The sequence below is a fragment of the Aeromonas sp. S2(2024) genome, assembly GCF_041402505.1.
Taxonomy (GTDB): domain Bacteria; phylum Pseudomonadota; class Gammaproteobacteria; order Enterobacterales; family Aeromonadaceae; genus Aeromonas; species Aeromonas media.
The window spans coordinates 149750-164682 of record NZ_JBGLRL010000005.1; the positions used below are offsets into that span (position 1 = coordinate 149750).

Below are 14933 nucleotides of genomic sequence, written 5' to 3' on the forward strand. Positions count from 1 at the left end.
GTGCTCCTTTTATTGCCACTGGCGATGATAGGCGCCGAGGGTGGTCTGACTTCCCTCGGAGACGCGGGCGAGCTGGGTATCCCACTCAGCTTTGACCTGATAGGCGTCGGGGTTGGCTTGATAGGTATCGATGGCGGCGCGCCAGACTCGGGTCACCTGCTCGACATAGGCAGGGCTGCGTTGGCGGCCCTCGATCTTGACCGACTGGATCCCGGTCTGGAACAGCTCGGGCAAGAGGCCAAGCGTGTTGAGACTGGTGGGCTCCTCCAGGGCGTGATAGGTCTGGCCGTCCACCTCGAAACGCCCCTTGCACAGGGTCGGGTAACCGGCGTTTTCCCCCGGGCCGTAGCGATCGATCAGCACCTCGTTGAGACGGGATTCGAGACCGCGGGGGGTCTCTTCCCAGCGCACGAACTTGGCGGGGGAGCAGGCGCCCACGGTATTGGGGCTTTCACCCGTCATGTAGGAGGAGAGATAGCAGCGCCCCTCCGCCATGATGCAGAGGCTGCCGAAGGCGAACACCTCGAGGCCGACATCGGTCTCGCGGGCCAGCTGCCTGACCTGGTGCATGGAGAGCACCCGTGGCAGCACCACCCGGCCGACGTTGAAGTGCTGCTGGTAGAAGCGGATGGCGGCGGCGTTGGTGGCGCTGGCCTGCACCGAGACATGGAGCTCCATGTCGGGATGATGGCGGCTGGCGTAATCCAGCACGGCGAGATCGGCGATGATCAGGGCATCGGCACCGAGCGCCACTCCCCTGTCCACGGCCTGCTTCCATCTGGCATCGGAGCCCGGGTGGGCGAAGGTGTTGATGGCGATGTGCAGCTTGCGGCCGTGCCGGTGCACATAGTCCACCGCCTTCTCCAGTTTGCTGTCCGTGAAGTTGAGCCCGGCGAAGTGGCGGGCGTTGGTGTCATCCTTGAAGCCGATATAGACGGCATCGGCCCCGTTATCCACGGCTGTCTTCAGTGCCGGCAGGCTACCTGCCGGGCAGAGTAATTCCATCGGGTACGCTCCGAGAGGGCAAAAATGCAAAAAGTGGCCCGATTGTATGCAGGCTTGACCCCCCGCTTTTTGACCTGAGGCAGCTTTGTGTGGCTTTACCCTTCTAGAGGTAAGTGGGCACAAGTTTGATTTTCAACAGGATCCTGATAATTGCACTGTGTTTGAATGCGCAAAAAACTGGGAGTTTATCGTGTTTCAACAACTGCAACGCCGCCTGGTCGAACAGGCTCCTCGTCTCTTGCGCCGTCCGCTCAAGCTGGTGCCCTTCACCCTGCAGCAAAACCTGATGGAAGCCTTGTTGGCACAGGCGTTCAAGGAGGCCATCCAGGACGGGGATTTCGCCTTCCTGGCCGGCAAGTGGCTCAAAGTTGAGGTGTCGGATCTCGAGCTCTGCTGGTTCGTCAGCGAGCGAGAGGGAAAACTGGTGGTGGCCCGTGACTGCGAGCGAGCCGATGTCTGCTTCAGCGGCAGCAGCCAGGATCTCATCCTGATTGCCGGTCGCAAGGAGGATCCGGACTCCCTCTTCTTCCAGCGCAGGCTGAAGATAGAAGGGGATACCGAGCTGGGCCTCGAGGTGAAGAACCTGATGGACAGCCTGGATTTCGATGGGCTGCCCGGGCTGATGAAATATCCCCTGATGGATCTGGCCACCCTGATAGCGCGGGTGCGATCAGCGCAGGATCCGCTGCCCGCGTCTATGGCCTGAGCCGCGTCTCAGCTGCATCGCCAGCCCCGGGGTATGATGGCGATGACGCCGCCGGGCCCACAGGCAGCGACCAGCCCAGAGACAGGGGAGCAGGGCGAGCAGGGCCGTAGTGTCAGGCAGGCGCAGCAGCACCAGCCCGAGCGCCAGCCACAGGAAAGGCAGGGCCTCATAGTACCACTCCGGTTGCAGCCAGCGTTTGGCGGGATAGATGACCAGATCGGTGCGCCTGTAGTTGGAGCGCATCATCCAGAGGAGAGCACCCACCACAAACAGCAGGATCGCCGCTAGCCAGAGCAGCGGTGAGTGGGCAAAGAACCACAACACGGCGGAGAGCAGCAGGTAAAGCAACGGCAATTGTTCATAGATCCAGGGGGGAAGCATGAGAGGAGTGCTCCGGGTAATGCAGCTTGACCCTCTAAGGTTAGCTCTCCCTTTTCCCGCCTTCAGGCCGGTTGGTTATACGAACCATCACTTTTGTTCTGAAATGCGGGGTCAGAAGCGGTGCCAAAATAGCGATTCGTTATGTTACTATTACGCGCCATTTTTGACTGAAGATTGACTGGGCATGTTGGATCAGATTCGTATCGTTTTGGTAAACACCTCTCACACCGGCAACATGGGCTCTGCGGCGAGAGCCATGAAGACCATGGGGCTGACTCAGCTGGTGTTGGTTGATCCGCAAGCCTTGCCCGATGACGATGCCATCGCCCTGGCGGCGGGAGCCAGCGATGTGCTGGTCAACGCCCGCATCGTGCCGACGCTCGATGAGGCCATCGCCGATTGTGGCCTGGTCATCGGCACCAGTGCCCGCTCTCGGACCCTGAGCTGGCCCATGCTGGATCCCCGCGAAGCGGGTGAGAAGCTGGTGACGGAGGGGGTGATGCATCCGGTCGCTCTGGTGTTTGGTCGTGAACGCACCGGCCTCACCAACGATGAGCTGCAAAAGTGTCACTACCACGTGGCCATCCCGGCCAACCCCGAATACAGCTCTCTCAATCTGGCCATGGCGGTGCAGACCCTCTGCTACGAGGTGCGGATGCGCTGGCTGGAGACTCAGGGAACTGCCACGGTGGAATCGGATGCGGAGCGGGTGGATTATCCCAGTGCCCAGCAGTTGGAAGGCTTCTATCTGCATCTGGAGCAGACCCTGCAGAAGACAGGCTTCATTGCCGATGATCACCCCGGTCATGTCATGAGCAAGCTGCGCCGTCTGTTCAACCGCGCCCGGCCGGAAGTGGTTGAATTGAATATCCTGCGGGGCATTCTCACCTCGGTGCAGAAAGCCCGGCCGCAGGATTAATCCCGACTGATTTACTCAAGCATATACTTGACTGTTTTAGTCGGGTATGTGACCATGTGCCCATATTGATTTGTTCGCAAGACGGTAAGGCATATGAGACTGACCTCAAAAGGACGTTACGCAGTGACAGCCATGCTCGACGTGGCGTTGCATGCAGAGCAGGGGCCCGTTCCTCTTGCTGATATTTCAGAGCGCCAGGGCATCTCCTTGTCCTATCTGGAACAACTGTTTGCCCGTCTGCGCAAGCATGGGCTGGTGAGCAGCGTGCGCGGCCCGGGCGGTGGTTATCGCCTCGGCCTGGCCCCTGGCGAGATCTCGGTAGGTCAGGTGATCACCGCGGTCGATGAATCGGTCGATGCGACCAAATGTCTCGGCAAGGGTGGCTGCCACGGTGGTACCCAGTGTCTGACCCACTCCCTGTGGCGTGACTTGAGTGAGCGCATTTCCAGTTTCCTGGGGGACATCACCCTGGCGGAGCTGGTCGGTCAGGCCGATGTGCGCCGCATCGCCGGTAAGCAAGATGAACAAATGAAGACCGTGTTGTCCCTGGTTGACCGGGCCGAACGCGGTGATGTGAGCTTGAAAGTCCAACTATAAACGTGCTTTCCACGACGAGTCGCTGTGTGGCCGCGTCGTAACGGAGAAAAACATGAAACTGCCTATTTACCTTGATTATTCGGCAACCTGTCCGGTGGACCCGCGTGTCGCAGAAAAAATGATGCAGTGCCTCACCATGGACGGCCTGTTTGGCAATCCTGCCTCCCGCTCTCACCGTTTCGGCTGGCAGGCCGAAGAGGCGGTGGACCTGGCCCGTAATCAAGTGGCAGAGCTGATTGGTGCAGATCCTCGCGAGATCGTCTTCACCTCCGGCGCGACCGAATCCAACAACCTGGCCATCAAGGGCATAGCCCACTTCTATGCTGGCAAGGGCAAGCACATCATCACCTCCAAGACTGAACACAAGGCGGTGCTCGACACTTGCCGCCAGCTGGAGCGTGAAGGCTATGAGGTGACCTACCTCGAACCGATGCCAAACGGCCTGTTCACTCTCGAGCAGATCGAAGGTGCCCTGCGCGATGACACCATCCTGGTCAGCATCATGCATGTGAACAACGAGATCGGTGTGGTGCAGGACATCGCCGCCATCGGCGAGCTGTGCCGCTCCCGCAAGATCCTGCTGCACGTGGACGCGGTCCAGAGCGTGGGCAAGATCCCGGTGGACGTGGAAGCGCTGAAAGTGGACCTGCTCTCCATGTCCGCCCACAAGGTATACGGCCCCAAGGGGATCGGTGCCCTGTACGTGCGCCGCAAGCCCCGCGTACGTCTGGAAGCCCAGATGCACGGTGGCGGTCATGAGCGCGGCATGCGTTCCGGCACCCTGGCGACCCACCAGATCGTTGGCATGGGTGAGGCTTTCCGCATCGCCAAGGAAGAGATGGCGAGCGAGAGCCAGCACATCATGGCCCTGCGTCAGCGTCTGTGGAATGGCATCAAGAACATCGAAGAAGTCTATATCAACGGCGATCTGGACCAGCGTGTCCCGGGTAACCTGAACGTCAGCTTCGCCTATGTGGAAGGGGAATCCCTCATCATGGCGCTGAAGGATCTGGCGGTCTCTTCCGGTTCGGCCTGTACTTCGGCCAGCCTGGAGCCTTCCTACGTGCTGCGCGCCCTGGGCCTGAACGACGAGCTGGCACACAGCTCCATCCGCTTCAGCATCGGTCGCTTCACCACAGAGGAAGAGATCGACTACGCAATCAAGCTCATCTGCGACTCCATCGGTCGTCTGCGCGAGATGTCCCCCCTGTGGGAGATGTTCAAGGACGGCGTCGATCTGAACACGGTCGAATGGGCACATCACTGATCCTTGCCAACGTGGCAAGTGTTTGGTGAACAACGGAATTAGCAGGAGTTAGATATGGCTTACAGTGAAAAAGTAATCGACCACTACGAGAATCCCCGCAACGTCGGCGGTTTTGACAAGAACGACCCCAGCATCGCGACCGGCATGGTCGGCGCCCCGGCCTGTGGCGACGTGATGAAGCTGCAATTGAAGATCAGCGACGACGGCATCATCGAAGACGCCAAGTTCAAGACCTATGGCTGTGGCTCCGCCATCGCCTCCAGCTCCCTGGTGACCGAATGGGTCAAGGGCAAGACCCTGGACGAAGCCGCCGGCATCAAGAACACCGACATCGCCGAAGAGCTGGCCCTGCCGCCGGTGAAGATCCACTGCTCCATTCTGGCGGAGGATGCCATCAAGGCCGCCATCGCCGATTACAAGCAGAAGAAAGGTCTCTAAGGTCCGGAGAGCAGTATGGCCATTACCATGACAGATGCCGCAGCGGCACGGGTTTCCTCTTTCATAACCAACCGGGGCAAGGGCATAGGCCTGCGCCTCGGCGTTAAGACCACCGGCTGTTCTGGCCTTGCCTATGTGCTCGAGTTTGTGGATGAGCTGGCCGCTGAGGATCAGGTGTTCGAGCAAAACGGTGTCAAGATCATCGTCGATGCCAAGAGCCTGATCCATCTGGATGGCACCGAGCTGGACTTCGTCAAGGAGGGCCTCAACGAGGGCTTCCAGTTCAACAACCCGAACGCCAAGGGCGAGTGCGGTTGTGGCGAGAGCTTCAGCGTCTAATCGATGAAGCCGGCAGCCTGCTGCCGGCTTTGCCGTTCAAGATGGATGGTGAGCAAGGCACTAGCCTTCGAGTCTGAGGACACAGAATGAATCATTTCGAGCTGTTCGGGCTGGCAGAGGGCTTCGAGCTCGATACCCGCCAGCTGGCAGACACCTACCGCCAGTTGCAAACCCGGTTTCACCCCGATCGTTTTGCCACCGCCCCCGAGCGGGAGCAGTTGGCCGCGGTGCAGCGTGCCGCCCAGATCAACGATGCCTTCACTACCCTCAAGTCCCCCCTGCGCCGAGCAGAATACCTGCTCTCCCTGCGCGGTACTGACATTCGAGGCGAGCAACAGACCCTGCAAGACACCTCTTTCCTGATGCAACAGCTGGAGTGGCGCGAGCGCCTGGCTGACCTGAAAGGGAATGCGAGTCCTGAGCGTGCCATCGAAGATTTTCGTTGCGAGATCAGGCATGATCACCAGTCTCTGATGCAACGGCTGACCGATGCCCTCACCGCGGGTGAAGATCTGGCGGCGGCCGATTGCGTGCGCAAACTCAAGTTTGTCGACAAGCTCCTCGAGGAGCTGGAACGATTCGAAGACTCGCTGTTCGAGTCTTGACCCTCTAACGCTGGAATTGTGATTACCCATGGCATTACTGCAAATCGCCGAGCCCGGCCAGAGCGCCGCGCCTCATCAGCACAAACGTGCCGTAGGCATCGATCTCGGCACCACCAACTCCCTGGTTGCCGCCGTACGCAGCGGCCAGGCCGATACCCTGAGTGACGAACAGGGGCGCGATCTGCTGCCCTCCGTGGTGCACTATCAAGCTGGTCAGGCCGACGCCATCAGGGTGGGCTTTGACGCCAAGCGCGAAGCCGCCCTCGATCCCCACAACACCATCGTCTCGGTCAAACGGATGATGGGCAAGGCGCTGGCCGACATGGATATCCGTCAGCAGCCTTACGAGTTCGTGGCCGCCGACAACGGCATGCCCCAGATCCAGACCCGCCAGGGGCTGGTCAATCCGGTGCAGGTCTCGGCGGAGATCCTCAAAAAACTGGCCGAGCGCGGCGCCGCCTCCCTCGGCGGTGATCTCGACGGTGTGGTCATCACAGTGCCCGCCTATTTTGATGACGCCCAACGCCAGGGCACCAAGGATGCGGCCCGTCTGGCTGGTCTACACGTGCTGCGCCTGCTCAACGAGCCCACCGCCGCCGCCATCGCCTACGGCCTCGACTCCGGTCAGGAAGGGGTGATCGCCGTCTATGACCTCGGTGGTGGCACCTTCGACATTTCCATCCTGCGTCTGCATCGCGGGGTGTTCGAGGTGATGGCTACCGGCGGCGACTCGGCGCTGGGTGGCGATGATTTCGATCATCTGCTGGCAGACTGGATCAAGGCGCAGGCCGGTTTGAGTGGCCAGCTCGATGCCCGCACCCAGCGGGAGTTGCTGGATGTGGCGGCGGCGGTCAAGCACGGCCTGACGGATGCAGACCGCGTTGCCTGCTCCTTTGCCGGCTGGCAGGGGGAGGTGAGCCGCAGCCAGTTCGACGAGCTCATCCTGCCGCTGGTCAAGCGCACTCTGCTGGCCTGCCGCCGCGCCCTGCGCGATGCGGGGCTCGAGCAGGTGGAGGTGCTGGAAGTGGTGATGGTGGGGGGCTCCACCCGGGTGCCGCTGGTGCGCGAGCAGGTGGGGGCGTTCTTCCAGCGTACGCCGCTCACCAGCATAGATCCGGACAAGGTGGTCGCCATCGGCGCTGCCATCCAGGCCGACATCCTGGTGGGCAACAAGCCCGATGCCGAGATGCTGCTGCTGGACGTGATCCCGCTCTCTCTGGGTCTTGAGACCATGGGGGGGCTTGCCGAGAAGGTGATCCCGCGCAACACCACCATACCGGTGGCCCGTGCCCAGGAGTTCACCACCTTCAAGGATGGCCAGACTGCCATGGCCATTCATGTGGTGCAGGGAGAACGCGAGCTGGTGGCGGATTGCCGCTCCCTGGCCCGCTTCACCCTGACCGGTATTCCGCCCATGGCGGCCGGTGCCGCCCACATTCGCGTCACCTTCCAGGTGGATGCGGACGGACTGCTGTCGGTCAGCGCCATGGAAAAATCCTCCGGCGTGCAGGCGGAGATCCAGGTCAAGCCCTCCTATGGCTTGGCGGAAGAGGACATCCTCAGCATGCTGAGCGCCTCCATCGCCAATGCCCAGCAGGACATGGATGCCCGCATGCTGGCGGAGCAGCAGGTGGAAGCCGATCGGGTGGTGGAGAGCCTCAATGCGGCGCTGGCCGCCGATGGCGAAGCGCTGCTCAATACTGCCGAACGTGCCGAGATCGACGCCGCGATCACTCATCTGCTGGCCATGCGTGCCACAGGCACAACCAATCAAATCAAAGATGCCATCGAGGCGGCGGATGCCGTCAGTGGCGAGTTTGCGGCCCGTCGCATGGATGCGTCCATTCGCAAGGTGCTGACCGGCCAAAACGTCAACAAGGTGTAATATGCCAAAACTGATCATTCTGCCTCACCCCGAACTCTGTCCGGACGGCGCAGCCCTCGAGGGCGCGACCGGTGAGACCATACTGGACATCGCCCTGCGCAACGGCATCGAGATCGAGCATGCCTGCGAGAAGTCTTGTGCCTGTACCACCTGCCACTGCGTGGTGCGGGAGGGGTTTGACTCCCTCGAGCCGAGCGATGAGCTGGAAGACGACATGCTGGACAAGGCATGGGGACTGGAGCCGGAATCCCGCCTGAGTTGCCAGGCCCGTCTGGCGGATGAGGATCTGGTGGTGGAGCTGCCCAAGTACACCATCAACCTCGCCTCCGAGCGTCACTGATTGACCCGCTAATTACACATGAGTGAATTGCGCGTGCAGCATCTCATGGTGCAGTAATGATATGGTGAAGGCCGTACCCCTCGGGGGAACGGCCTTTTTTGTCTCCGTTACCCCGCGTTGTTAATGAATCGTGCCAAGAAGAAAAGGAAGCAAGAGAAAATGGCTGACATGATGAAGGTACTGTTATCCGCCCAGGCTGCTGCCGCCCACTGGGGTGAAGGCGCACTGCTCAGTTTCAACGGTGAAGAGACCCTGATCCACCTGGGTTCCACCGTCCAGCAGCAGGATATCCTGCGCACAGTTCAGCGTGCGGCTCGTCGACTCGAATCGAGCGGCATCAAGCGGGTGAGCCTGGTCGGTGAGGGCTGGGATCTGGAGCGCCGTTACGCCTTCGCCCAGGGCTTCTATGCCGCCAAGGGGCAGCGTGAACTGGACTTCGGCGAGCAGAGCGCAGCGGATGCCCTCGAGCTGGAAGCGCTGGTCAAGGCGACCCGCTGGGTGCGCGAGGTGACCAACGGTTGCCCGGAAGAGATCTACCCCATGAGCCTGGCGGAGTCCGCCCTGCTGCTGATCCGCGGCCTGGGTGGCGATCAGGTCACCGCCCGCATCACCGCAGGCGAAGCTCTGCGCGAGGCCGGCCATATCGGGATCTGGTCGGTGGGCCGCGGCAGCGAGCGCGAGCCCGTGCTGCTGGAGCTGGACTACAACCCGACCGGGGATCGCAACGCCCCCGTGGTGGCGGCTCTGGTGGGCAAGGGCATCACCTTCGACTCCGGTGGCTACTCCATGAAGTCCTCTGACAACATGCTGCCGATGAAGTCCGACATGGGTGGGGCCGCCATGGTGACCGGCGCCCTGGCGCTCGCCATCAGCCGCGGCCTCGACAAGCGGGTGAAGCTCATTCTCTGCTGTGCCGAGAACCTGGTCTCCGGCCACGCCTTCAAGCTCGGTGACATCCTCACCTACAAGAACGGCATCTCGGTGGAGATCCAGAACACCGATGCGGAAGGGCGCCTGGTGCTGGCCGATGGCCTGCTGGCAGCCTCCGACAGCGGCGCCGCCCACATTCTCGATGCCGCCACCCTGACCGGCGCCGCCAAGACCGCGCTGGGCCGCGACTACAATGCCGTGTTTGCCTTAGACGATCGGGAGCAACAGCGCGCCCTGGCCGCCGCGAAAGCCGAGCAGGAGAAGGCCTGGCCGCTGCCGCTGGAACCCTGGCATGTGGGGCAGCTCACCTCGGCCTTCGCCGAGCTGGGTAACGTCGCCTCCGCCGAAGGCACCGCCGGGGCCACCACGGCCGCCGCGTTCTTGTCGCGCTTCGTGCGTGACGAGGGCAAGGGCTGGGTGCACCTGGATCTCGCCGCCTCCTATCAAAAGTCCGGCAACGAGCTGTGGGCGACCGGCGCCAAAGGGCACGGTCTGCGCACCATAGCGCGCTGGTTGCAGGAGGTGTGTGAATGAACGTCTGGCTGAGCCGTGAATTTGCCGCCCCCGATTGGGGCGAGGGGGCGCTGCTCTCCCACCGTGCCGATGGCATGGTGATCCACCTGGTGACGGCGTCCCCCTTGCTGGACATCCAGCAGGCGGCCCGCCGTCTCTGTGGTCAGGGGATCCAGAAGGTCGCCCTGTGCGGTCACTGGGAGCGCGAGCAGCAGTGGGCCTTCGCCCAGGGGCTGCAGACCCCGAAGGCCGAGGTGGAGCTGCAGTGGGCGACCTCGTCCGAAGAGGACAGGGAAGAGCTGGAGGCGCGCTGGCTGTGCGGGCGCTGGGTGCGTGAGATGACCAATGCCACCCCGGAGCAGCTGGGACCGCTGGAGCTGGCGGTGGAGGCGGCAGCCTTCATCACCGAGCTGGCACCGGACAGGATCAGCCATCGCATCCTCAAGGGCGAAGCCTTGCAGCAGGCGGGTTGGGTCGGTCTCTATCAGGTTGGCCGCGGCAGCGATCGCGAACCCGTGATGCTGGAGCTGGACTACAACCCCACCGGGGATCGCAACGCCCCCGTGGCGGCGGCCCTGGTGGGCAAGGGCATCACCTTCGACTCCGGCGGCTACTCCATGAAAACCTCCCAGGGCATGCTCACCATGAAGCATGACATGGGGGGGGCGGCCATCGTCACCGGCGCCCTGGCGCTGGCCATACTGCGCGGCCTCGACAAGCGGGTGAAGCTCATTCTCTGCTGCGCCGAGAACCTGGTCTCCGGTCACGCCTACAAGCTGGGTGATATCCTCACCTACAAGAACGGCACCACGGTCGAGATCGTCAACACCGACGCCGAGGGGCGCCTGGTGCTGGCCGACGGTCTGCAGCTCGCCGGGGAGTCCGGCGCACCGCTCATCATCGACGCCGCCACCCTGACCGGGGCCGCCGTGATGGCGCTGGGGGGGCGCTACAACGCCCTGTTCGGCCTCGACAAGGGATTGGTGAGCCGTGCTATGGCCTATTCGGATGCGGAGCAGGAGCCAGCCTGGCCGCTGCCGCTGGAACCCTGGCACCGCCAGCAGTGCCCGTCCCACTATGCCGATACGGCCAACAGCCGTCCGGTGCCGGGTGGTGGCCCGGGCGGTGCCTCCAACGCGGCGGGTTTCCTCTCCCGCTTCGTCGGCAATGAAGGGCGGGGCTGGCTGCACGTCGATCTCGCCGCCTGTTTCAGCGAGAACGGTGACAACCTCTGGGCCCCCGGGGCCAACACCCTGGGGATGCGCACCATCGCCCATACCCTGCTGGCGGAGACGCGCCGAGGGGCATGACAAGGCGAAAGGGCACCTCGGGGTGCCCTTTTCAACGGTGCTGGTTATATGAGCAATAGATAGGGTTTTAGCGGGTTAGCGTGACTATCGTGCACAAGCGCACATTTTTTCTCAGTGCCATGACACAAGATGAGTCACCATGTTGTTTCAAGGAATTTTTTGTTTAATAAAAAGTTGCTATTTTGTGTGTTATTTCGGTTTTTGTTTACGTATAATCGCCGCCGAACATGGATTCCTACAATAAAACTCTGTAGTTAAGGAAAGAACTCAATGGCTATCGAACGTACCTTCTCTATCGTCAAGCCGGACGCGGTCAGCAAGAACCTGATCGGTGCCATCTACAGCCGCTTCGAGAGCGCCGGCCTGAAAGTGGTCGCCGCCAAGATGCTGCACCTGAGCAGCGAGCAGGCCGCCGGTTTCTACGCCGAACACCAGGGCAAGCCTTTCTATGATGGACTGGTTGCTTTCATGACCTCAGGCCCCGTCATGGTACAGGTGCTGGAAGGGGAAGACGCCATTCGCCGTCATCGCGAAATCATGGGCGCCACCAACCCGAAAGAGGCCCTGGCCGGCACCCTGCGCTCCTGCTATGCCGAGAGCATCGATCGCAACGCTGTGCACGGTTCCGATGCCCCGGCCTCTGCCGCTCGTGAAATCGCCTACTTCTTCTCCGACGCCGAGATCTGCCCACGCGGCTGATTTTCGTCAGAAGATCATCAAGGGAGCCTCGGCTCCCTTTTGTTTTTTGGTCATTCGGTCAATATCCTCTTATTCTCCAGGTGGAAAGGCAGACCCATTATTTGTACAATGCCGCCCCCTGACGTAGGTCAGCCGATAATTTATGAAGTGTGTGAGCTGAGGCCCTTGATGAGCGAAACAAAAACCAACCTGCTGGATCTCGATCGGGATGCCATGCGTGCCTTCTTCGTCGAGCTGGGCGAGAAGCCGTTCCGGGCAGATCAGATAATGAAGTGGATCTACCACTCCGGTTGTGATGACTTCGATCAGATGAGCAACGTCAACAAGGCGTTGCGTGAGCGTCTCAAGGCCATTGCCGAGATCCGAGCCCCCGAGATCAGCCGTGAACAACGCTCCGCGGATGGCACCATCAAGTGGGCCCTGCAGGTCGGGGATCAGGAAGTCGAGACCGTCTACATCCCGGAGGCGGATCGGGCAACCCTCTGTGTCTCCTCCCAGGTCGGCTGCGCCCTGGCGTGCACCTTCTGCTCCACCGCCCAGCAAGGTTTCAACCGCAACCTGAAGGTCTCCGAGATCATCGGCCAGGTCTGGCGTGCCGCCAAGGTGGTGGGCGGCAAGCGCCCCATCACCAACGTGGTGATGATGGGCATGGGCGAGCCGCTGCTGAATCTCGCCAACGTGGTGCCGGCCATGAGCCTGATGATGGATGACTTTGGTTTTGGTATCTCCAAGCGCCGCGTCACCCTCTCCACCTCCGGCGTGGTGCCGGCGCTGGACATGCTGGGCGACCAGATCGACGTGGCGCTGGCCATCTCGTTGCATGCACCGAATGACAAGCTGCGCTCCGAGATCATGCCGATCAACGACAAGTACAACATCGAGGCCTTCCTGGCGGGGGTGCGCCGCTATCTGGCCAAGTCCAACGCCAATGGCGGCCGGGTGACGGTGGAATATGTGCTGCTCGATCATATCAATGACGACATGCAGCATGCCCACGAGCTGGCGCAGGTACTCAAAGATACCCCTTGCAAGGTCAACCTGATCCCGTTCAACCCCTTCCCGGGCAATCCGTTTGGCAAGCCGAGCAACAGTCGCATCGACCGCTTCTCCAAGGTGCTGATGGAATACGGTATGACCGTCATCGTCCGCAAGACCCGCGGGGATGACATCGATGCGGCCTGTGGCCAGCTGGTGGGGGAGGTGATCGACCGCACCAAGCGCACCATGAAAAATCGGATGCAACAGGATGGGATTTCCGTCAAAATGGTTTAACTCGCTAAGCCATTGTATAGACAGGAAATGGATATCCGTACATTGATCGTAGTGGCAGCGCTCTGCGCGCTGCCTGGCTGTGTCACCGAGACCACTTACGCTGGCCAGAATTCTACCCAGCGTGAAGTGGGTCCCGACTTCAAGGCGGCTGCCCAGACCCGCCTCGATCTGGGTATTCAATATCTGCGTCAGGGCAATGCCGAACAGGCCAAGTTCAACCTCGATCGGGCCCTCCAGTACGACCCCAGCAACCCTCAGGTGTATATCGGCTTCGCCTATTTCTACCAGCAGGTATCCGATTTCAAGGCGGCCGAAGAGAATTACAAGAAGGCACTGGCCATGGATCCGACCAACGCTGACGCGATGAACAACTACGGTGCCTTCCTGTGCAACCGTGGGCGCTTCGACGAGGCGGAGAAGGCATTCCTGCAGGCGGTCAGCCAGCCGGATTACATCAAGATCGCCGATACCTACGAGAATGCGGCGCTCTGCTCGATGCAAAATCACAGAAATGACAAGGCCAACGAGTACTATCGTCTGGCCTTGGGGTATAATCCCCGCAATCCAAGGTTATTGCTGGACATGGCCGAGCTTTCCATGAAAGATGGCAAGCTGCCTGATGTGCAGTCTTATCTCGTGCGTTTCGCCGACGTGGCAGACGAGAACGAGGAGAGCCTCTGGCTCCGGCTGAGGCTTGCCCAGGCCATGGACAAACCGGCATTACTTCACCAATTCGGGACTGAGCTGGTAAGGCAATATCCCACTTCGCAACAAGCCAAGCGTTACTTAGCCAATGACTACTGAACAGCCACACGATTTCCAAGACGACTCCCAGGCAGTTGGCCCAGGCCAGCTGCTGCGCAACGCCCGTGAACAGCTCGGCTGGACACGAGAGCAGGTTGCGTCCCGCATTCACCTTCGTCTGACCCTGATCGCCGCTATCGAATCGGATACCTACGACAAGCACACGTCCCACACCTTCATTCGGGGCTATCTGCGTACTTATGCCAAGCTGGTCGGCATTCCCGAGGAAACCATACTCGCGGCCTACGACAAGCTGGGGCTGACGCCGCCCGATAACATCGACATGCAGAGCTTCTCCCGCCGCTCCCGCCAGCAAGCCAACGACAGTCGGCTCAAGGTGGTGACCTGGCTGGTGATCCTGGTACTGATTGCGCTCTCCATCGCCTGGTGGTGGCAGAGTACAGCACGTCGCTCCGCCGGGGATGAAGCCCTTGCGGCGAGCGAGATGGGCACGGACCAGACCGCGTCGGTCGCCAACGTGACGCCTACGGTGGACGTGGCCGACCCCGTGTTGTCCGTGGCCTCCGATGCCGTGGCGACTGAGGCTGCGGTGAGTGACGCCGCCGCCACAGCACCGGATGTCGTTGCCGCGACCAGCGCCGCCCTGTCTACCGAGGCCTCGGCCGCAAAGGCGACCCTGGCGCCAGCAGAGACGGTCGCCACCGAACCTGGCAAGGCGCCCCAGCTCAAGATGAGCTTCACCGCCGACTGCTGGCTGGATGTCAAGGATGCCAACGGCAAGACCCTGTTCAGCGGTCTGAAGAAGGCGAACGACGAGCTTGTGCTGGAAGGACCCGAGCCACTCAGATTCATCATTGGCGCGCCCATGGCGGTCAATCTCGAATACCAGGGCAAGTCCTTCGACATGAGCCGTTACAACAACGGCCGGACTGCTCGCTTCTCACTGCCGCAGGAGTAATCTG

The 14933-nt window shown here is 61.3% G+C and carries 17 protein-coding genes; 15 read left to right on the forward strand and 2 right to left on the reverse strand.

Going from position 1 to position 14933, the window contains the following annotated elements; translation table 11 throughout:
• Window positions 1–9 precede the first annotated feature (9 nt).
• Complete coding sequence (locus ACB039_RS07615; protein ID WP_371165425.1) at window positions 10–1005, reverse strand: peptidase U32 family protein; 996 nt, start codon at window positions 1003–1005, stop codon at window positions 10–12.
• Window positions 1006–1195: 190 nt separating this feature from the next.
• Between ACB039_RS07615 and ACB039_RS07620 the strand changes: the two genes are divergently transcribed.
• Window positions 1196–1711, forward strand: a complete 516-nt coding sequence (locus ACB039_RS07620; RefSeq protein WP_218409935.1) for an SCP2 sterol-binding domain-containing protein — start codon at window positions 1196–1198, stop codon at window positions 1709–1711.
• Here ACB039_RS07620 and ACB039_RS07625 read toward each other — a convergent pair.
• Window positions 1676–2092 (reverse strand): hypothetical protein, encoded by a 417-nt coding sequence (locus ACB039_RS07625; RefSeq protein WP_371165426.1) that lies wholly within the window; start codon window positions 2090–2092, stop codon window positions 1676–1678. The two genes, ACB039_RS07620 and ACB039_RS07625, sit on opposite strands and share 36 nt — an antisense overlap.
• 184 nt (window positions 2093–2276) lie before the next feature.
• Here ACB039_RS07625 and trmJ point away from each other — a divergent pair, with 184 nt between their 5' ends.
• The 14 genes from trmJ (at window position 2277) to rodZ (ending at window position 14929) form a co-directional block, all read left to right on the forward strand.
• Window positions 2277–3011 (forward strand): tRNA (cytosine(32)/uridine(32)-2'-O)-methyltransferase TrmJ, encoded by a 735-nt coding sequence (trmJ, locus tag ACB039_RS07630; protein WP_182788629.1) that lies wholly within the window; start codon window positions 2277–2279, stop codon window positions 3009–3011.
• 93 nt (window positions 3012–3104) lie between these two features.
• On the forward strand, window positions 3105–3608 hold the full coding sequence (gene iscR, locus ACB039_RS07635) for a Fe-S cluster assembly transcriptional regulator IscR (protein WP_025327241.1): 504 nt from the start codon (window positions 3105–3107) through the stop codon (window positions 3606–3608).
• A 52-nt stretch (window positions 3609–3660) separates the two neighbouring features.
• Window positions 3661–4875 (forward strand): IscS subfamily cysteine desulfurase, encoded by a 1215-nt coding sequence (locus tag ACB039_RS07640; RefSeq protein WP_041205949.1) that lies wholly within the window; start codon window positions 3661–3663, stop codon window positions 4873–4875.
• A 54-nt stretch (window positions 4876–4929) separates the two neighbouring features.
• Window positions 4930–5313, forward strand: coding sequence for a Fe-S cluster assembly scaffold IscU (gene iscU, locus ACB039_RS07645; RefSeq protein WP_005299770.1), 384 nt, complete (start codon window positions 4930–4932; stop codon window positions 5311–5313).
• Between the two features lie 15 nt (window positions 5314–5328).
• Window positions 5329–5652: an iron-sulfur cluster assembly protein IscA gene (iscA, locus tag ACB039_RS07650; RefSeq protein ID WP_005324290.1), complete on the forward strand. Its 324-nt coding sequence runs from the start codon at window positions 5329–5331 to the stop codon at window positions 5650–5652.
• 86 nt (window positions 5653–5738) lie between these two features.
• Window positions 5739–6257: a co-chaperone HscB gene (gene hscB, locus ACB039_RS07655; protein ID WP_005324288.1), complete on the forward strand. Its 519-nt coding sequence runs from the start codon at window positions 5739–5741 to the stop codon at window positions 6255–6257.
• Window positions 6258–6285: 28 nt separating this feature from the next.
• Window positions 6286–8142 carry a Fe-S protein assembly chaperone HscA gene (hscA, locus tag ACB039_RS07660; protein WP_182788631.1) on the forward strand — a complete coding sequence of 619 codons (1857 nt, stop codon included), beginning with the start codon at window positions 6286–6288 and terminating at the stop codon, window positions 8140–8142.
• 1 nt (window position 8143) lies between these two features.
• Window positions 8144–8482: an ISC system 2Fe-2S type ferredoxin gene (gene fdx / locus ACB039_RS07665; RefSeq protein WP_005324284.1), complete on the forward strand. Its 339-nt coding sequence runs from the start codon at window positions 8144–8146 to the stop codon at window positions 8480–8482.
• Between the two features lie 159 nt (window positions 8483–8641).
• Window positions 8642–9946 (forward strand): aminopeptidase PepB, encoded by a 1305-nt coding sequence (pepB, locus tag ACB039_RS07670; RefSeq protein ID WP_182788633.1) that lies wholly within the window; start codon window positions 8642–8644, stop codon window positions 9944–9946.
• Complete coding sequence (gene pepB / locus ACB039_RS07675) at window positions 9943–11235, forward strand: aminopeptidase PepB (protein WP_005324282.1); 1293 nt, start codon at window positions 9943–9945, stop codon at window positions 11233–11235. Before pepB (ACB039_RS07670) ends, pepB (ACB039_RS07675) begins: the two co-directional genes overlap by 4 nt.
• Window positions 11236–11505: 270 nt before the next feature.
• Window positions 11506–11934: a nucleoside-diphosphate kinase gene (gene ndk / locus ACB039_RS07680; protein WP_005324280.1), complete on the forward strand. Its 429-nt coding sequence runs from the start codon at window positions 11506–11508 to the stop codon at window positions 11932–11934.
• 168 nt (window positions 11935–12102) lie between these two features.
• Window positions 12103–13206 (forward strand): bifunctional tRNA (adenosine(37)-C2)-methyltransferase TrmG/ribosomal RNA large subunit methyltransferase RlmN, encoded by a 1104-nt coding sequence (locus tag ACB039_RS07685; RefSeq protein ID WP_041205947.1) that lies wholly within the window; start codon window positions 12103–12105, stop codon window positions 13204–13206.
• Window positions 13207–13218: 12 nt separating this feature from the next.
• Window positions 13219–14010, forward strand: coding sequence for a PilW family type IVa pilus biogenesis/stability lipoprotein TapF (tapF, locus tag ACB039_RS07690; protein WP_081805703.1), 792 nt, complete (start codon window positions 13219–13221; stop codon window positions 14008–14010).
• Complete coding sequence (gene rodZ / locus ACB039_RS07695; protein WP_371165427.1) at window positions 14000–14929, forward strand: cytoskeleton protein RodZ; 930 nt, start codon at window positions 14000–14002, stop codon at window positions 14927–14929. The genes tapF and rodZ overlap by 11 nt, the downstream gene beginning before the upstream one ends.
• Window positions 14930–14933: the final 4 nt, after the last annotated feature.

What these genes read in the sequence shown, in the direction of transcription:
- rodZ (WP_371165427.1), top strand. Translation starts at nt 14,000, where the DNA reads ATGACTACTGAACAGCCACACGATTTCCAAGACGACTCCCAGGCAGTT.
- pepB (WP_005324282.1), top strand. Translation starts at nt 9,943, where the DNA reads ATGAACGTCTGGCTGAGCCGTGAATTTGCCGCCCCCGATTGGGGCGAG.
- ACB039_RS07625 (WP_371165426.1), bottom strand. Translation starts at nt 2,092, where the DNA reads ATGCTTCCCCCCTGGATCTATGAACAATTGCCGTTGCTTTACCTGCTG.
- ndk (WP_005324280.1), top strand. Translation starts at nt 11,506, where the DNA reads ATGGCTATCGAACGTACCTTCTCTATCGTCAAGCCGGACGCGGTCAGC.
- iscR (WP_025327241.1), top strand. Translation starts at nt 3,105, where the DNA reads ATGAGACTGACCTCAAAAGGACGTTACGCAGTGACAGCCATGCTCGAC.
- trmJ (WP_182788629.1), top strand. Translation starts at nt 2,277, where the DNA reads ATGTTGGATCAGATTCGTATCGTTTTGGTAAACACCTCTCACACCGGC.
- hscA (WP_182788631.1), top strand. Translation starts at nt 6,286, where the DNA reads ATGGCATTACTGCAAATCGCCGAGCCCGGCCAGAGCGCCGCGCCTCAT.
- ACB039_RS07640 (WP_041205949.1), top strand. Translation starts at nt 3,661, where the DNA reads ATGAAACTGCCTATTTACCTTGATTATTCGGCAACCTGTCCGGTGGAC.
- iscU (WP_005299770.1), top strand. Translation starts at nt 4,930, where the DNA reads ATGGCTTACAGTGAAAAAGTAATCGACCACTACGAGAATCCCCGCAAC.
- pepB (WP_182788633.1), top strand. Translation starts at nt 8,642, where the DNA reads ATGGCTGACATGATGAAGGTACTGTTATCCGCCCAGGCTGCTGCCGCC.
- ACB039_RS07615 (WP_371165425.1), bottom strand. Translation starts at nt 1,005, where the DNA reads ATGGAATTACTCTGCCCGGCAGGTAGCCTGCCGGCACTGAAGACAGCC.
- fdx (WP_005324284.1), top strand. Translation starts at nt 8,144, where the DNA reads ATGCCAAAACTGATCATTCTGCCTCACCCCGAACTCTGTCCGGACGGC.
- ACB039_RS07685 (WP_041205947.1), top strand. Translation starts at nt 12,103, where the DNA reads ATGAGCGAAACAAAAACCAACCTGCTGGATCTCGATCGGGATGCCATG.
- iscA (WP_005324290.1), top strand. Translation starts at nt 5,329, where the DNA reads ATGGCCATTACCATGACAGATGCCGCAGCGGCACGGGTTTCCTCTTTC.
- hscB (WP_005324288.1), top strand. Translation starts at nt 5,739, where the DNA reads ATGAATCATTTCGAGCTGTTCGGGCTGGCAGAGGGCTTCGAGCTCGAT.